12 protein-coding genes and 1 pseudogene are annotated in these 17,550 nt (G+C 55.2%); 9 read left to right on the plus strand and 4 right to left on the minus strand.

From position 1 onward, the window contains the following. The 6 genes and pseudogenes from Q3O06_RS05515 to Q3O06_RS05540 form a co-directional block, all read left to right on the plus strand. Positions 1 to 596 (plus strand): glycosyltransferase (locus Q3O06_RS05515; protein ID WP_301818024.1); only part of this gene is annotated, 596 nt, incomplete at its 5' end. Between the two features lie 19 nt (positions 597 to 615). Continuing rightward, positions 616 to 1,783: pseudogene (locus Q3O06_RS05520) on the plus strand (glycosyltransferase). Next, on the plus strand, positions 1,776 to 3,017 hold the full coding sequence (locus tag Q3O06_RS05525; protein WP_301818025.1) for a NeuD/PglB/VioB family sugar acetyltransferase: 1,242 nt from the start codon (positions 1,776 to 1,778) through the stop codon (positions 3,015 to 3,017). Before Q3O06_RS05520 ends, Q3O06_RS05525 begins: the two are co-directional and overlap by 8 nt. Before the next feature lie 130 nt (positions 3,018 to 3,147). Next, positions 3,148 to 4,323 (plus strand): DegT/DnrJ/EryC1/StrS family aminotransferase, encoded by a 1,176-nt coding sequence (locus Q3O06_RS05530; protein ID WP_301818137.1) that lies wholly within the window; start codon positions 3,148 to 3,150, stop codon positions 4,321 to 4,323. Between the two features lie 46 nt (positions 4,324 to 4,369). Continuing rightward, a complete protein-coding gene (locus Q3O06_RS05535; protein ID WP_301818026.1) occupies positions 4,370 to 6,280 on the plus strand; it encodes a polysaccharide biosynthesis protein in 1,911 nt (636 codons plus the stop codon). Positions 6,281 to 6,335: 55 nt separating this feature from the next. After that, on the plus strand, positions 6,336 to 7,628 hold the full coding sequence (locus Q3O06_RS05540; protein ID WP_301818138.1) for a valine--pyruvate transaminase: 1,293 nt from the start codon (positions 6,336 to 6,338) through the stop codon (positions 7,626 to 7,628). 53 nt (positions 7,629 to 7,681) lie between these two features. On the opposite strand, the gene Q3O06_RS05545 is transcribed toward Q3O06_RS05540, so the two are convergent. The 3 genes from Q3O06_RS05545 to Q3O06_RS05555 form a co-directional block, all read right to left on the minus strand. Beyond that, on the minus strand, positions 7,682 to 8,518 hold the full coding sequence (locus tag Q3O06_RS05545; RefSeq protein ID WP_301818027.1) for a PHP domain-containing protein: 837 nt from the start codon (positions 8,516 to 8,518) through the stop codon (positions 7,682 to 7,684). 338 nt (positions 8,519 to 8,856) lie between these two features. Beyond that, entirely contained in the window at positions 8,857 to 9,060 is a 204-nt protein-coding gene (locus Q3O06_RS05550) for an oxidoreductase-like domain-containing protein (RefSeq protein WP_301818028.1), read from the minus strand. Continuing rightward, complete coding sequence (locus Q3O06_RS05555) at positions 9,038 to 9,271, minus strand: RNA-binding S4 domain-containing protein (protein WP_002219804.1); 234 nt, start codon at positions 9,269 to 9,271, stop codon at positions 9,038 to 9,040. The genes Q3O06_RS05550 and Q3O06_RS05555 overlap by 23 nt, the downstream gene beginning before the upstream one ends. 541 nt (positions 9,272 to 9,812) lie before the next feature. On the opposite strand from Q3O06_RS05555, the gene Q3O06_RS05560 reads away from it, so the two are divergent. Further along, the gene (locus Q3O06_RS05560) at positions 9,813 to 12,008 is read left to right on the plus strand and encodes a TonB-dependent siderophore receptor (protein ID WP_301818029.1); all 2,196 of its coding nucleotides are present in this window, start codon (positions 9,813 to 9,815) and stop codon (positions 12,006 to 12,008) included. A gap of 137 nt (positions 12,009 to 12,145) precedes the next feature. Beyond that, positions 12,146 to 13,852, plus strand: a complete 1,707-nt coding sequence (locus Q3O06_RS05565) for an ABC transporter ATP-binding protein/permease (RefSeq protein WP_301818030.1) — start codon at positions 12,146 to 12,148, stop codon at positions 13,850 to 13,852. Between the two features lie 44 nt (positions 13,853 to 13,896). Here the strand turns inward: Q3O06_RS05565 and Q3O06_RS05570 are convergent, their stop codons facing one another. Beyond that, on the minus strand, positions 13,897 to 14,058 hold the full coding sequence (locus Q3O06_RS05570; RefSeq protein WP_301818031.1) for a hypothetical protein: 162 nt from the start codon (positions 14,056 to 14,058) through the stop codon (positions 13,897 to 13,899). Between the two features lie 12 nt (positions 14,059 to 14,070). Here Q3O06_RS05570 and dnaE point away from each other — a divergent pair, with 12 nt between their 5' ends. Continuing rightward, positions 14,071 to 17,502 carry a DNA polymerase III subunit alpha gene (dnaE, locus tag Q3O06_RS05575; RefSeq protein ID WP_301818032.1) on the plus strand — a complete coding sequence of 1,144 codons (3,432 nt, stop codon included), beginning with the start codon at positions 14,071 to 14,073 and terminating at the stop codon, positions 17,500 to 17,502. Positions 17,503 to 17,550: the final 48 nt, after the last annotated feature.

Here is a 17,550-nt window from a genome sequence, read left to right on the forward strand (position 1 = left end):
ACAACCCCCCCCCCCCCCCCCCGGAATTTCATTTCCGGAAAACCAAAAAAGAATGCGCCGTACTCGGCACGCTTTCCCGTTTGGACACCGTCCGCGCCGTGCATCTGATGTTGGATATTTTGAAGAAAATGGTTGACCGCGGTATGCCCGTCCGCCTCAACATAGCGGGCATAGGAGAAGAAATGGACAATTTGAAAGCGCAGGCGGAACGTTTGGGCATAGACGACAAAATTACCTTCCTCGGCGGCGTGCGCGATTTGACCGCCTACTTCAAAGACGTGGATATTTTGGTGAACACGCCGCATTGCGTGGGCGACCACGGCGCAGGTGTGGGCAACAACATCTTGGAAGCCGGACTTTACGACACGCCCGTCGTTACCTACGATATGGCGGGCATTTCCGAAATGGTCGTCAACGGGGAAACGGGTTACTGCATCCCCTTCGGCGACGAAGAAGCCTTTATCGCCGCCATAGACACGCTCGTCAGACAACCGGAGTTGCGCGAAGCAATGGGCAAAAGGCTGCACGCACACGTCGCCGCACTCTGTTCCGACGACGAAATCTACCGTACCACCATGGCCGCCTATACCATGTAATGCCGTCTGAAAGCCGCCGATGAACATCACCATAGTCGCCCCCTACTGCTCGCTGCCGTCCGAACCGTATTTCAACCGCTTTTGGTATCTGGCAGAACTGTTGTCGCAATCGCACGACGTGTTGCTGATTACCAGCCGTTTCCGCCACTACGACAAATCCTTCAGACGGCCCGAAGATGCCGAGGCCGCCTCGCAAGGCCGTCTGAAAGTCATGCTGTTGGAAGAAAGCGGCTACGGCAAAAACGTGTCTTTAGAACGTGTTGCCAGCCATTACCGCTTCGTCAAAAATTTTGAGCAATGGCTGAAAAACTGCCGGCCGGGCGAACAAGACATCGTCTATTCCGCCTATCCGCTGATTGCCACCAACCTGCTGTTGGGCAAACACAAAGCGCGTTTGGGCTACAAACTGATTGTCGATGTACAGGACGTATGGCCGGAGTCTTTCTCCTCGGTCGTACCGTTTTTGAAAAAAGTACCGCACAAGCTGCTGCCCTTTGCTTCACGCGCCAACCGTGCCTACCGCTGCGCCGACGCGCTGGTTGCCGTATCGCAGACTTATCTCGACCGCGCCAAAGAAGCCAATCCGAACGTACCCGGCGAAGCCGTCTATATCGGTACGGATTTTGCCGCCATCGCCCCCCCCCCCGCGATTCCGCTCCAAAACCGTCCGCCTTTTCTACTTGGGCACGCTCAGTTACAGCTATGACGTGGAAACCGTGTGCAAAGGTGTTCGGAAACTTTTAGACGACGGCGAAAACGTCGAATTGCACATTATGGGCGGAGGACCCGATTTGGAGAAACTCAAACAATATGAAAATCGCGCCATCAAGTTTTACGGTTATTTACCCTATTCTGAAATGATGTCGATTGCCAAAGGCTGCGACATTGCCGTCAACGCCATCCATAGCCACGCCATGCAGTCGGTTACCAACAAACTCTCCGACTATATGGCTTTGCAAAAACCGATTCTGAACAGCCAGACCAATGCCGAAGTCCTTAGCCTCTTGAACCTGCTGCCGCACGAAAACTACCGTTCCGGCGACGTGGACAGCTTCGTTCAAGCCGCCAAAGATATTTTGAAACGCAAAAACGACCCCGTTCAGTCCGATGAAATCGTCCGCCGCTTCAGGCGCGACATTTCCTATCGGAAAATCGTCAACCTGATTGAAAGATTGGCAAATGAGTAAAGCCGTCAAACGCCTGTTCGACATCATCGCATCCGCATCGGGGCTGATTGTCCTCTCACCCGTTTTCCTGATTTTGGCGTACCTCATCCGCAAGAATCTGGGTTCGCCCGTCTTCTTCATTCAAGAACGCCCCGGAAAGGACGGAAAACCTTTTAAAATGGTCAAATTCCGTTCCATGCGCGACGCGCTTGATTCAGACGGCATTCCGCTGCCCGACGGAGAACGCCTGACACCCTTCGGCAAAAAACTGCGTGCCGCCAGTTTGGACGAACTGCCTGAATTATGGAATGTCTTAAAAGGCGAGATGAGCCTGGTCGGCCCCCGCCCACTGCTGATGCAATATCTGCCGCTGTACGACAACTTCCAAAACCGCCGCCACGAAATGAAACCGGGCATTACCGGCTGGGCGCAGGTCAACGGACGCAACGCGCTTTCGTGGGACGAAAAGTTCGCCTGCGATGTTTGGTACACCGACAACTTCAGCTTTTGGCTGGATATGAAAATCCTGTTTCTGACAATTAAAAAAGTCTTGATTAAAGAAGGCATTTCGGCGGAAGGGGAAGCCACGATGCCCCCTTTCACGGGGAATCGCAAACTTGCCGTTATCGGCGCGGGCGGACACGGCAAAGTCGTTGCCGAGCTTGCCGCCGCACTCGGCACATACGGCGAAATCGTTTTTCTGGACGACCGCGCACAAGGCAGCGTCAACGGCTTTTCCGTCATCGGCACGACGCTGCTGCTCGAAAACAGTTTATCGCCCGAACAATACGACGTCGCCGTCGCCGTCGGCAACAACCGTATCCGCCGCCAAATCGCCGGACGCGCCGCCGCGCTCGGCTTCGCCCTGCCCGTTCTGATTCATCCCGACGCAACCGTCTCGCCTTCTGCAACAGTCGGACAAGGCAGCGTCGTTATGGCGAAAGCCGTCGTACAAGCCGGCAGCGTATTGAAAGACGGCGTGATTGTGAACACCGCCGCCACCGTCGATCACGACTGCCTGCTTGATGCTTTCGTCCACATCAGCCCGGGCGCGCACCTGTCGGGCAACACGCGTATCGGCGAAGAAAGCTGGATAGGCACGGGCGCGTGCAGCCGCCAGCAGATCCGTATCGGCAGCCGCGCAACCATTGGAGCGGGCGCAGTCGTCGTGCGCGACGTTTCAGACGGCATGACCGTCGCGGGCAACCCGGCAAAGCCCCTTACGGGCAAAAACCCCAAGACCGGGACGGCATAAGCGATTAAAATAAACCTCCGTACAAACCGATTTTGACAACACCTGCGGCGCGCGCCCGATTCTTCGGAACACGCCCCCTTCAGACGGCATATTGTCAGAAATGCCGTCTGAACACGACGGACTAAACACCATGCTGAACACCTCCCTTTCCCCGTGGCCCTGCTTCACCCAAGAAGAAGCCGATGCCGTTTCCAAAGTCCTGCTGTCCAACAAAGTCAACTACTGGACGGGCAGCGAATGCCGCGAATTTGAAAAAGAATTTGCCGCTTTCACCGGCACGCGGTACGCCGTCGCCCTTTCCAACGGCACGCTGGCACTCGATGTCGCGCTCAAAGCAATGGGTATAGGCGCGGGCGACGATGTGGTTGTTACCTCGCGCACCTTCCTTGCCTCCGCGTCCTGCATTGTGAACGCGGGCGCAAACCCCGTGTTTGCCGATGTGGATTTGAACAGCCAAAACATCAGCGCGGAAACCGTCAAAGCCGTGCTGACCCCGAATACCAAAGCGGTTATCGTGGTTCACCTTGCCGGTATGCCCGCCGAAATGGACGGCATCATGGACTTGGCAAAAGAACATGATTTGTGGGTGATCGAAGACTGCGCCCAAGCACACGGCGCAAAATACAAAGGCAAATCCGTCGGCTCTATCGGACACGTCGGCGCGTGGTCGTTCTGCCAAGACAAAATCATGACCACCGGCGGCGAAGGCGGTATGGTTACGACCAACGACAAAACCCTGTGGGAAAAAATGTGGTCGTACAAAGACCACGGCAAAAGCTACGATGCCGTGTACCACCGCCAACACGCGCCCGGTTTCCGCTGGCTGCACGAAAGTTTCGGCACCAACTGGCGCATGATGGAAATGCAGGCTGCAATCGGGCGTATCCAACTCAAACGCCTGCCCGAATGGACGGCGCGCCGCCAAGAAAACGCCGCCGCGCTTGCCGAAAGCCTGGGCAAATTCAGCAGCATCCGTTTGGTTGAAGTCGCCGACTACATCGGACACGCGCAATACAAGTTCTACGCCTTCGTCAAACCCGAACACCTCAAAGAAGGCTGGACGCGCGACCGCATTGTGAACGAACTGAACGCGCGCAACGTCCCCTGCTATCAGGGAAGCTGCTCCGAAGTGTATTTGGAAAAAGCCTTCGACAACACGCCTTGGCGGCCGAAAGAGCGGCTGAAAAACGCTGTCCAACTGGGCGACACCGCCCTGATGTTCTTGGTGCACCCGACGCTGACCGGCGAGGAAATCGCGTTCTGCAAAAAACACATCGAAGCCGTATTGACCGAAGCCGCACGATAACCCTTCAGACGGCATACGCCGTCTGAAAACACATACCGCCCACGATATGAATCTGGAAACCCTGATCGCCCTGCCGCGCAACATCAAGAAAACCTGTTTCCTCATACACGATTTTCTGATGATTTTCATTGCATTCTGGTTCACCCAAAGCCTGAAGGCCGACTATTCCGAAGAATGGTTCGACCCCGCCAACTGGCAGTCTTTCCTATTGACCGCGCTTTTGACCGCCTGCCTGTTCTTCAGAATGGGGCTTTACCGCGCCGTCACACGCTTCATCAGCTTCCGTATCCTCTCCACCGCGCTGGCAGGCAGCCTCGCCTCCGCCGTACTGTTTTTCCTCAATACGCTGATATTTGAAGAACGGCTGCGGCTCGCCCTGCCCGTCGTCTATTTCCTGCTGCTGTTTGTTTCCGTGACCGGCTCGCGTATGGTTTTGCGCGGGCTGTTGTCCGAACACCCCAAAAAACAGATGACCCCCGTCATTATTTACGGCGCGGGGCAGGCGGGCAGGCAGCTTCTCGAGGCAGTCAAACAAATGCGCGAATATTCCGCCGCCGCCTTTGTGGACGACGACCCCAAACTGTGGCGCACCGTCATCTGCGGCCTTGCCGTTTACCGCCCCGACGACATCGCCGCCCTCATCGGACGCTGCGGCGTGGAAAAAATCCTGCTTGCCATTCCCAGCGCGACTCAGGAACAACGCCGCCGAATCATCAGCAAACTGGAAGCCTATCCGTGCGAAGTGTTGACCATTCCCGGAATGAAAGACCTGATGGACGGCAAAATCAGCATCGGCACGCTCAAAAAAATCTCCGTGTCCGACCTGCTCGGGCGCGATTCCGTCACGCCCGACGACCGCCTGATGGGTGCCGACATCGAAGGCAAAACCGTCATGGTAACCGGTGCGGGCGGCTCCATCGGTTCGGAACTCTGCCGCCAGATTATCCGCCGCCGCCCCGAAAAGCTGCTGCTGTTCGAGTTATCCGAATTCGCCCTGTACACCGTCGAAAAAGAATTGCGCGAAACCTGCGCCCGAAACGGCATCGCCGCCGAAATCCTGCCCTTTCTCGGCTCGGTGCAAAACCGCACCCTGCTCGAACATGTCATGACCGCCTTTTCCGTTGCAACCGTCTATCACGCCGCTGCCTACAAACACGTCCCCATGGTCGAATTCAACACCGTCGAAGGCATACGCAACAACATCTTCGGCACACTCGAATGCGCGCTTGCCGCCACGGCATCGGGCGTAAGAACCTTCGTCCTCATCTCCACCGACAAAGCCGTCCGCCCCACCAACACCATGGGTGCCAGCAAACGCATGGCGGAACTCTGCCTTCAGGCACTCGCCGCCGAACCCGGACAGAAAACCCGCTTCAGTATGGTACGTTTCGGCAATGTTTTAGGTTCGTCCGGCTCCGTTGTCCCGCTGTTTGAAAAACAGATTGCCGAAGGCGGCCCGATTACCCTGACCCACCCCGACATCACACGTTATTTCATGACCATACCCGAAGCCGCCCAACTCGTCATACAGGCGGGCGCGATGGGTACGGGCGGCGACGTATTTGTCCTCGACATGGGCGAATCCGTCAAAATCATCGACCTTGCCCGCCAAATGATTACCCTAAGCGGCCTCAAACCCAAAACACCCGAACAACCCGACGGCGACATCGAAATCCTCATTACCGGGCTGCGTCCCGGAGAAAAACTCTACGAAGAGCTGCTCATCGGCGACAACGTCCGCAAAACCGGCCATCCGCGCATCATGACCGCCAACGAGACCATGCTGCCGTGGCGCGAACTCTCCGCCCTGCTCGACCGCATCCGCACCGACTGCGACCGTTACGACCAACAGGCAATCCGCGACCTGCTCGTCAACGCCCCGACCGGCTTTGCCCCGAGCGACGGTATCTGCGACCTGCTTTGGGTACGAGAAACACACAGAAAAAATGCCGTCTGAACCTTCAGACGGCATAACGTACAAACCAACCTACCTTACACACACGGAGTTTGACATGCAGTTTTCAGTATTCGGCGAAAAATTCACGCAACACAGCGGCATCCTCCAACTGATGGACGACCTCGGCGACGCGCTCAAAAGCGACAAGCCCGTCAATATGCTCGGCGGCGGCAATCCGGCGCGCATTCCGGAAATCGATCGGGCGTTTGCCGACATATTCTCCAAACTGGCGGCGGAACACGCCGTCGAAAACATCGGCAACTACTCCAACCCCCAAGGCGATGCCGCGCTGATTGACGCGCTGACCGCCTTCCTCAACCGCGAATACGGCTGGAACCTGACCGCCGACAATATCGCGCTGACCAACGGTTCGCAAAACGCGTTTTTCTATTTGTTCAACCTCTTCGGCGGCAAATTCAAGCTTTCAGACGGCACATCCGCAGAAAAAGCCATTTTGTTGCCGCTCGCGCCCGAATACATCGGCTATGCCGACGTGCATGTCGAAGGGCGGCACTTCGTTTCCGTCAAACCGAAAATCGAAAACGTCGAACACGAAGGCGAAGCAGGCTTTTTCAAATACCGCGTGGACTTTGACGCACTGGAAAACCTGCCCGAACTCAAAGCGGGCAAAATCGGCGCGATTTGCTGTTCGCGCCCGACCAACCCGACCGGCAATGTGTTGACTGACGGCGAAATGGCGCGTTTGGACGCTCTGGCACGGGAACACGGCATTCCGCTGATTATCGACAACGCCTACGGAATGCCGTTCCCCAACATCATTGACAGCGACGTAACGCTGAATTGGCACGAAAACATCATCCTCTGCTTCAGCCTTTCCAAAGTCGGCCTGCCGGGCGTTCGCACCGGCATCATCGTCGCCGCTCCCGAAGTCGTCAAAGCCGTCAGCAGCCTGAACGCGATTGTGAACCTCGCCCCCACGCGCTTCGGCGCGGCCATCGCAACGCCGCTGCTGGAAAGCGGCGAGATGAAACGGCTTGCCGACCAAGTCATCCGGCCGTTTTACCGCAATCAAGCGCAAACCGCCGTCTCGCTGCTCAAGCGGGAGCTGGGCGCGTACCCGATGAAAATCCACAAACCCGAAGGCGCGATTTTCCTGTGGCTCTGGTTTGAAAACCTGCCCGTTTCTTCGCAAACCCTGTACGAAATGCTCAAAGCCGAAGGCACGCTGATTATTCCGGGCGAGCATTTCTTCGTCGGCATCGACACGCAAGACTACCCGCACGCGGGCGAGTGCATCCGCATGAGCATCGCGCAGGACGCTCAAACGCTGGAAAAAGGCATTGCCGCCATCGGCAAAACTGTCCGAAAACTGTACGACAACGTTTAAAACGCAAAAAAAATGCCGTCTGAAAGGTTTTCAGACGGCATTTTTATCTGCATTCAATGTCGGGAAAAATGCGCCCACACCGGTTTGCAGTTTTCCGGCAGCTCGGGACACGCGCCGAGGATGCCGCCGCTGAAGTCGTTTAAACGGTGGAAGTCGCTGCCCGCGCTGGCGAGCATACCGAAGCGTTCTGCCAAAAGCGCGTAGTTGAGGCGGTCGTTTTTGCAGCAGTTGCCGCTGTGGACTTCGATGCCTGCGCCGCCGAGGTTTTTAAATTCTTCAAACAGATTGCGCTTGGCGGTGGCGGACAAATCGTAGCGCATGGGGTGGGCGATGACTGCCATGCCGCCCGCGCCGTTGACGGCGGAGACGCAGTCTTCCAGCGTCGCCCATTCGTGTCGGACGGCGCAGGATTTACCGTCGCCCAAGTATTTGGTGAACGCCTGCTGCTTGTTTTTGACATGTCCGTTTTTGATGAGGAACTCGGCGACGTGGGTGCGGCTGACCATTTCTTTGTTTGCCGCCAGTGCCAGCGCGCCGTCGTATGCGCCGCCGATGCCTTTCTTTTCGAGCTTGGCGGCAATGGCTTCAAGACGTTTCAGACGGCCTTGCCGCACTTGCGCCAACAGGTTTTGCAGGTTTTCGTCCTGCTCGTCGAAATCCAAACCGACAACGTGTATGGTACGCCCGCGCCACGTTACGGAGATTTCCACACCGTTAATCAGGCGCAAACCGAGCCTGTCGGCTTCGGCACGCGCTTCGGCAATGCCGCCGGTGTGGTCGTGGTCGGTCAACGCCAGCAGCGTGCAGCCGTTTTGATGCGCGAGGCGCGCGACTTCGGCGGGGGAGAGCATACCGTCGGAAACGGTGGAATGGCAGTGCAGGTCTATCATAAGGCGTTATGTGTGTGGTAAATGGTGGGCAGGGTGTTTCAATATTGTCGGGCAGTGTGGCGGCGGTAATGTTGAAGACGGGCGTATGGCAAATGCAAAGGAAAAGCCGCTATGCGGTCATTCCCGCGCAGGCGGGAACCCAGACTTTGATTTAAAGGAAAAGCCCCTATACCGTCATTCCCGCGCAGGCGGGAATCCAGAAGTTTGAAAAGCTAAATATTTCTGATAAATCAGGACCTAGATTCCCGCCTGCGCGGGAATGACGAAATAAGTATTTTCTATTTCAATCCACAATAAAAGGCCATCTGAAAACGCGGTTTCCATCAAGCCGAACCGTTTCAGACGGCATCGTCCGACCAACCCGCTTCTTTCAATTTCCGCCGTTGCGCGTCGTAGCGTGCCTTGTCCGCCCAGTAAATCGTCTGAATGCACGCCTCGCCGCAGTCGCTGCCGCAGCATTCCCACGATTCGGGGCGGACGGGTTCGTCCAAAAGCGGCTCGCCCAAGATGGCTTCGGCTTTATGCTTCAGGGTCGTATCCATCGGCGATTTCCAAGCGTGCGCCATCAAACTCGATGACTTCGCCGCCGCGTATTTTGGCGGTTTTACGGGTTTCGGTTTCGCCGTTGCGCGACACCAGCCCTTCGGCAATCAACGCTTTTGCCTGTCCGCCGCTTTCGGCAAGTCCGGCCAATTTCAACAGGTCGCACAAGGCGATGTATTCGTTGTCTTCGAGATAGACAGTAGCTTCCATAATGTCCCCTTTCAGAAAAAGGCCGTTATTGTAGCACCTGCCGCTACCGCACCCCAAATTGCCGCAAAACCGGCAGCACATCCCACACCAGCTGTTCCGTAAAAGTAAAAATGCCGTCTGAAACCCCGTATGCCGCCAGCCGATCAAAGAAATCCTGCCCAACGTCAGACTCCACGACCGCACATTACCCTGAAAACCGACAATAAATCCGCAAACCGTTTATATATATCCCAACGCATAAACCGTCCGCTACAAAGGCGGCAGGCATCATCCGTCAAACAACCGTTAAAATTGCCCGGTAAAAAGTTTGATTTAAAACAAAACTTCTGAACCCCTCCAAATCCAACAAAAATTCTGTTGATTTTTTTTAGGATTTCGATATAGTTCTTTCTGATTATTTTTATTGATACCGACTCATTAAATTGCAATATCCTACCCTGCCTGAATACCCACCCAATGATATTTGGTTTATTTCAAAACAGAGGATATGTTTGCAACATTAATAAACTTTACCAAGTCAACCTTGCACAGGAGCATAGGCATGAACCGCCCATACAAACTCTTCAAACTCAGCATACTGACGCTCAGCCTGACCGCATTGTCCCACGCCGCACAGGCTGCCGGAGAAATGCAACAGGCAGAACTGGAACAAATCCGCGTAACCGCCAAAAACCGCAGCCTGCGTACCGAAAATCGAAATGACTATACGACTTCGGCTATGAGTTCTACCACAGGACTGGCATTGACTCCGCGCGAGACGCCGCAATCCGTCAGCGTGATTACAAAAAATCAAATTAACGATCAAGGTATTACGACGCTGGCGGATGCCTTGAAAACAACGACCGGCGTAAATGTCGTCCGCCAAGGGAACCGCACCCATTTCCAAAGCCGCGGATTCTATATTGAAAAATTGGAAGAAGACGGCATGGCCACCACTATTGGCGCGCCGGGCATATTCGGCAGCCCTGCCAGAGACGGGCACAACATCACCGACCTTGCCATGTATGACCACATTGAAGTTGTGCGCGGTGCGGCCGGGCTGACCCAATCCAACAGCGCACCCGGAGGTACCATTAATGCCGTACGCAAAAAACCGACGGTTAAAAAACAAATCAGTATGAATGGTTTGGCCGACCGTTTCGGCAAACGGCATATCGAATTGGATGCCTCAGGCACTTTAAGCCCGGAAAACCAACTCCGCGGGCGTATTGTCGGCAGTTTTGATCATGACAAAACCTTTCAGGATAAAGTAAAAGGGCAAAACAGCCTTCTTTACGGCATTTTGGAAAAAGACATCGGGGAAAACAGCAAGGTTTCTGTCGGCGCGTACCGTATCGCCCAGCGCAACACCCCCAATCTCAACGGCTTACCTTTATGGGAAGACGGAAGCAGCCTGCCGCGCAACAGCTATTTCGGTGCGGATTGGAATCATGGGCGGTTCATCAAAAACGGTGTTTTTGCAGAATTTGACCACTACTTCAACGACAACTGGAAATGGAACAGCAAAATCGATTGGCGAAACAGCCACTCCGACCAACGGTATGCTTTCTTAATGGCAGACGAAAACGGGTTGAAAGCCAATCAATCCATCGGTATTGAAGACCAACAGGCTTTCCGCTATCAGCACGACAGCAAACACCTGCATATTCAAAACAACCTGCGCGGCAAGTTTGAAGCCTTGGGTCAAACCCACGACATCTTCCTGACCCATAATTATTCGAAAGAACGCAATAACCTGCACCATACCCGTATGCAGGCAACCGGCAGCTACGATCCATTTTCTGCCGTTATCCCCCAGCCGGACTGGGCTGCCGAACCATACAGCATTATGGACAGCAACAACCATTTCTATACGCACGCCCTTGCGGCAGGTACCCGCATCAATCCTACGGAAAAACTGCATCTGTTGGCAGGCGGACGCTATACCCATTGGAAACGCGACTTCGATTACAACTGGTCCCGTTATAAAGGTGCTCCGGACAATGATGCAAAAACCTATTCGGTCAAAAACAGCAAATTCATTCCATACATCGGCATCACTTACGATTTCATGCCGGGGCAAAGCCTCTATGCAAGCTATACATCCATCTACAAACCGACTCTGAAAACAAATGCAGACAACAGCTATCTCTCGCCCGAAGTCGGTAAAAACTACGAATTGGGTTGGAAAGGCGAATGGATGCAGGGCAAACTCAATACGGCCGTTTCCCTGTTCCAAACCGATAACACCAACGTCGGCGTGCGTGTCAACGTTCCGGCCAGCGGCAACAAGAAGCAGACTTTCTACTACGTTCCCGCAAAAGAACGCAGCCGCGGTGTAGATGCGGAAATTTCCGGAGCAATCGGCGCAAATTGGAAACTGTTTGCCGGCTATACCTACAATATCCGCAAAACAGAAAACCATCCCCATACCGAGGGCGATTTTGCCAACTGGACCCCAAAACACATTTTCCGCGCTTACAGCAGCTATACGCCGCCGTTTGCAAACGGTAAGTTAAGCATCGGTATGGGCTTATCCAGTCAAAGCAAAACCGGCAGCAAACTGCCCCAAGGCGGCTATACCGTTTGGAATGCCGGTTTACAATACCGTCCGACCGACAATTTGCAACTGGGGCTGGCGGTCAACAACCTGACCGACAAACGCTACTATGAAAACAACAGCAACCGTACAAAAAACTACGGCAACTTCTACGGCGAACCGCGCAACGCCGTGTTCAGCCTGAAGTGGAAAATGTAAATAGCGGCAAACCGGGAGTGGATTGCCCTCCACTCTTCAAAAGCATATAAAAACCAATCATTTCTTATAAACAAGGCCGTCTGAAAGCAAAATTCTGTTTTCAGACGGCCTATCACGCACATTTACAAGCATTCATCATGAATACGCTCAAAAAATTCTTTTACCTTGCCCGCCCTTTTTGGTCAGGGGCACACGGTCGCCTCCAATGGCTGATGCTCGCCGTTTTAATAGGGTTTACCCTATTCTCCATCACTATCAGCGTTTGGATTGCCGCGTGGGACAAACGTTTCTACGACGCGCTGGCCGCATTTGACGGCGCGTCCATGCCCACGCTCATCGTCGAATACCTCGGCTACATGGCGATGATCATCGGCTGCATCGTTTGCGGCGACTGGTTGCAAAAACGCCTCATCTTCCGCTGGCGTACCCACCTGACCGAGCAATTCCAAACAAACTGGCTCGAAGGCCACAAACACTACCGCCTGCGCCTGACGGGCGAACCGGACAACCCCGACCAGCGTATCGCCGAAGACATCTACCTCCTCGCCGACAAAAGCATCAGCCTCTTTCGCTCCTTCATCAACAACGTTGCCAAATTCAGCGCGTTCGTCGCCGTACTGTGGACGCTGTCTGGCGTGCAGACCTTCAACATCGGCGGACACAACATCACCATACACGGCTACCTCGTCTGGGTTGCCCTGATTTATTCCATCTTCAGCACCGTCATCGCCCACCTTGTCGGCCGCAAACTGAAAAACCTCAATATCGACCGCCAGCACCGAGAAGCCGACTACCGCGCAGCCCTTTTACGCGTACGCGACCATGCCGAACAAATCGCCTTCTACAACGGCGGCGAAGCCGAAACAGGCCGTCTGAAACAGCGCTACCTCCGCATCCGCGACAACTGGCGGCGGCTGACCAACTGCGAATTCCGCCAAGAAACCTTTTGGGCAACCTATGTGCGCATCAGCATCTTCATCCCCATCCTCGCCACGCTGCCCATGTACCTCGCCAAAACCATGACCTTCGGCGACATGATGCAGACCCGCACATCGTTTGCCCGCGTCCAAGACAGCTTCGGCTGGTTTACCGACTCCTACCGCCGCCTCATCGAATGGGCGGCAGTCGTCGAACGCCTCTCCGGTTTTCAGACGGCATTGGAACAAGTAGAACAGGAAGGCAGAAGCACCGCCCGCCCAACGTCCGCATCAGCCCCGACTTTAAACAACCACCGCCAAAGCGGCATCCTCGTCCTGCAAAACCTCACCGTCCACACCCAAAGCGGCGGCAAACTGCTCTCCGGTATCGCCTTCAAAGCCCGCGCCCCCGAATGGGTATTGCTCGAAGGCAAAAGCGGCATCGGAAAATCCACCCTTCTGCGCGTATTGGCAGGATTGTGGCCTTATTATCTCGGCAATTTCACATTAAAAGGCGGAACATTGTTCCTACCGCAACGCCCCTATCTTCCCGCCGGAACCCTGCGTCAAACCGCCCACTACCCGAATGCCGCACATACAGACAACCACTCCCTTCAGACGGCATTGGAACAGGTAGGGTTAGGCCGTCTGACCGACGACTTGGATACCGAAAAGGAATGGCACTCCCTCCTGTCAGGCGGCGAACAGCAGCGGCTCAGCCTTGTCCGAGCCTTGCTGCACAAACCGCAAATCCTGTTCCTCGATGAAGCCACCAACCAGCTCGACGACGAATCCGCACTGACGCTGATGCACCTCCTCAAACGCGAACTGCCCGATACACTGGTCATCGGCATCAGCCATCAAAACGAAATCAAAAACCTGTTTGAACGTAAAATCAATTTAACTGCTTGCCATCCGTCCGAATAAGGTATATAGTTCTTTATAACTAGTTTGATAGTCCTTTATATCTATCAATACTCCTTGGGAAGCCTCCGCCACACGGCAGGAGGCATTTTTTTGCCGTCGTAAAAGCGCGGAAACCATTGGCAGGCAATGCCGTCTGAACCCGAAGCGGCATCTTCCCGCCCGCCATCTAAAGACAACCCTGCTACAATACGCCTTTTATTGTTCACGCCGATTTTGCTATGACCGAGCCGACCTACATCCCGCTGCGCCTGCATACCGAGTTTTCGATTACCGACGGTATGGTGCGGATTAAAAAACTGATTGCCAAAGCGCAGGAATACGGTTTGCCTGCTTTGGGCATCAGCGATTTGATGAACGAATTTGGTTTGGTGAAATTCTATAAAGCCTGCCGCGGCGCAGGGATTAAGCCCATCGGCGCGGCGGACGTGTGGATAGGCAATCCGAATGCGCCTGACAAGCCGTTCCGCGCCATGCTGATTATCCGCAACGATGCGGGCTATCTGCGTTTGAGCGAGCTTTTGACGGCAGCTTATGTCGGCAAAGACCGCAATGTCCATCACGCGGAACTCAATCCCGAATGGCTGGAAAACGGCGACAACAGCGGCTTGATTTGTTTGAGCGGCGCGCATTACGGCGAAGTGGGCGTAAATCTGTTGAACGGCAATGAAGACGCGGCGCGTGCGGCGGCTTTGAAATACGCGGCGTGGTTTCCCGATGCGTTTTATTTAGAGCTGCAACGCCTGCCCGAACGCCCCGAATGGGAGGCTTGCGTTTCCGGCAGCGTGAAACTGGCGGAGGAGTTGGGTTTGCCGGTGGTAGCGACGCATCCGACTCAGTTTATGAGCCGCGACGATTTCAACGCACACGAGGCACGGGTGTGCATCGCGGGCGGCTGGGTGCTGACGGACAAGAAACGTCCGCGCGATTTTACACCGAGCCAGTTTTTCATTCCGCCGGAAACGATGACCGAACGTTTCGCCGATTTACCCGAAGCCTTGGAAAACACGGTGGAGATTGCCAAACGCTGCAACCTGCACATCACATTGGGCAAAAACTTCCTGCCGCTCTTCCCCACGCCCGACGGTTTATCACTCGATGACTATCTCATCAAACTCTCCAACGAGGGTTTGCAGGAACGCATGATTCAGCTTTATCCCGACGAGGCGGAACGGGCGGCAAAAATGCCGGAATATCAGGAGCGGCTGGATTTTGAGTTGAACATCATCATCCAGATGAAATTCCCCGGCTATTTCCTTATCGTACAAGACTTTATCAACTGGGCGAAAACGCACGGCTGTCCGGTCGGGCCGGGACGCGGTTCGGGCGCGGGTTCGCTGGTGGCGTATTCGCTGAAGATTACCGACCTCGACCCGCTCAAATACGCGCTGCTGTTCGAACGTTTCCTAAACCCCGAACGCGTTTCCATGCCCGACTTCGACGTGGACTTTTGCCAATCCAACCGCGGGCGCGTGATCGAATATGTGCGCGAGAAATACGGTGCGGAGGCGGTGAGCCAGATTGTTACCTTCGGCACGATGTCGTCCAAAGCGGTCATCCGCGACGTGGGGCGCGTGCTGGAACTGCCGTTTATGCTGTGCGACAAGCTGTCTAAGCTGATTCCGCTGGAAGCCAACAAACCTTTGGGTTTGGACGACGCGATGAAGGCGGAGCCGCAGATTCAGGAATTAATCGAAGCAGAAGAAGCGGACGAACTGATTACGCTGGCGAAAAAGCTGGAAGATTTGACGCGCGGTTTGGGTATGCACGCGGGCGGCGTGTTGATTGCGCCGGGCAAGATTTCCGATTACAGCCCCGTGTATCAGGCGGACGAATCCGCCTCGCCCGTATCCATGTACGACAAGGGCGACGTGGAAGACGTGGGTTTGGTGAAGTTCGACTTTTTGGGTCTGCGCAACCTGACCATTATCGAAATGGCGCAGAACAACATCAAAAACACCACCGGCGATATTGTCGATGTCGGCAAAATCCCACTTGACGACCAGGCCGCCTACCAAATCTTCCGCGATGCGAACACCACCGCCGTATTCCAGTTCGAATCGACCGGCATGAAAAAAATGCTGAAAACGGCGCACACCACCAAGTTTGAAGAACTCATCGCCTTCGTATCGCTCTACCGCCCCGGCCCGATGGACAATATTCCCGACTTCGTCGCGCGTATGAAGGGGCAGGAATTCCAATACATCCACCCGCTGCTGGAAGGTATCCTCGCGCCGACCTACGGCATTATGGTGTATCAGGAACAAGTGATGCAGGCGGCGCAGATTATCGGCGGCTACTCGCTCGGCGGCGCGGATTTGCTGCGCCGCGCGATGGGCAAGAAAAAGCCCGAAGAGATGGTGAAACACCGCGAAATCTTCGCCGAAGGCGCGGCAAAACAAGGCATTTCGCGCGAAAAATCCGACGAAATCTTCAACTACATGGAAAAATTTGCCGGCTACGGTTTCAACAAATCCCACGCCGCCGCCTACGCCCTGATTTCCTACCAGACCGCATGGCTCAAAGCCCATTACCCCGCCGAATTTATGGCGGCAACCATGTCGTCTGAATTGGACAATACCGACCAGCTCAAGCATTTCTACGACGACTGCCGCGCCAACGGCATCGAGTTCCTGCCGCCCGACATCAACGAATCCGACTACCGTTTCACGCCGTATCCGAACATGAAAATCCGCTACGCACTCGGCGCGATTAAAGGCACGGGCGAAGCCGCCGTCGAATCCATCATCGCCGCGCGGCAAAGCGGCGGCAAGTTTACCGGCCTGTTGGACTTCTGCGAGCGCGTCGGCAAAGAACACATGAACCGCCGCACCCTCGAAGCCCTGATACGCGGCGGCGCGTTCGACAGCATCGAACCCAACCGCGCCATGCTCTTGGCGAACATCGACCTCGCCATGAACAACGCCGACCAAAAAGCCGCCAACGCCAATCAGGGCGGGCTGTTTGACATGATGGAAGACGCCATCGAACCGGTGCGGCTCGTCGATGCACCCATGTGGAGCGAATCGGAAAAACTCGCCGAAGAAAAAACCGTCATCGGCTTTTACCTGTCCGGCCATCCCTTCGGCCCGTATGCCCAAGAAGTCCGCCAAATCGCCCCGACCAAATTAGGCCGTCTGAAACCGCAAGACAGCGTGCGCCTCGCCGGATTCGTTACCGCCGTGCGCACCATGATGGGCAAACGCGGCAAAATCGCCTTCGTCAGCCTCGAAGATTTGAGCGGGCAGATTGAAATCATGGTCAGCGGCCAGACGCTGGAAAACTGCGCCGACTGCCTCAAAGCCGACCAAGTGCTGATTATCGAATCCAAAGTCAGCCGCGACGACTACGGCGGCGACGGGTTGCGCATTATGGCAAACCAAGTCATGACCCTGCAAACGGCGCGCGAACGCTACGCCCGCAGCCTAAGCCTCGCCCTCGCCCCGCATCACGACATCGGCGGACTGGTACAACTGCTCGCCGCCCACCAACTGCCCGACACGCCGCGCATCCCGCTGCAACTGTCGTATGCCAACGAAAAAGCGTCGGGCAGGCTTCAAGTGCCGCCGAAATGGACGGTTACGCCGAGTTCCGCATTGTTCGGCGAACTGGAAACATTGCTCGGCAGCAGGGCAGTCCGCGTGAATTGGTAACCCGAAATATAAATGCCGTCTGAAACCCAAAAACCGGTTTCATTCGTA

This window comes from Neisseria maigaei (assembly GCF_958267405.1).
Classification (GTDB): Bacteria; Pseudomonadota; Gammaproteobacteria; order Burkholderiales; family Neisseriaceae; genus Neisseria; species Neisseria bergeri.

Excerpts from the sequence above, each read along its gene's own strand:
- Q3O06_RS05525 (WP_301818025.1), top strand. The coding sequence starts at position 1,776 with ATGAGTAAAGCCGTCAAACGCCTGTTCGACATCATCGCATCCGCATCG.
- Q3O06_RS05530 (WP_301818137.1), top strand. The coding sequence starts at position 3,148 with ATGCTGAACACCTCCCTTTCCCCGTGGCCCTGCTTCACCCAAGAAGAA.
- Q3O06_RS05535 (WP_301818026.1), top strand. The coding sequence starts at position 4,370 with ATGAATCTGGAAACCCTGATCGCCCTGCCGCGCAACATCAAGAAAACC.
- Q3O06_RS05540 (WP_301818138.1), top strand. The coding sequence starts at position 6,336 with ATGCAGTTTTCAGTATTCGGCGAAAAATTCACGCAACACAGCGGCATC.
- Q3O06_RS05545 (WP_301818027.1), bottom strand. The coding sequence starts at position 8,518 with ATGATAGACCTGCACTGCCATTCCACCGTTTCCGACGGTATGCTCTCC.
- Q3O06_RS05550 (WP_301818028.1), bottom strand. The coding sequence starts at position 9,060 with ATGGATACGACCCTGAAGCATAAAGCCGAAGCCATCTTGGGCGAGCCG.
- Q3O06_RS05555 (WP_002219804.1), bottom strand. The coding sequence starts at position 9,271 with ATGGAAGCTACTGTCTATCTCGAAGACAACGAATACATCGCCTTGTGC.
- Q3O06_RS05560 (WP_301818029.1), top strand. The coding sequence starts at position 9,813 with ATGAACCGCCCATACAAACTCTTCAAACTCAGCATACTGACGCTCAGC.
- Q3O06_RS05565 (WP_301818030.1), top strand. The coding sequence starts at position 12,146 with ATGAATACGCTCAAAAAATTCTTTTACCTTGCCCGCCCTTTTTGGTCA.
- dnaE (WP_301818032.1), top strand. The coding sequence starts at position 14,071 with ATGACCGAGCCGACCTACATCCCGCTGCGCCTGCATACCGAGTTTTCG.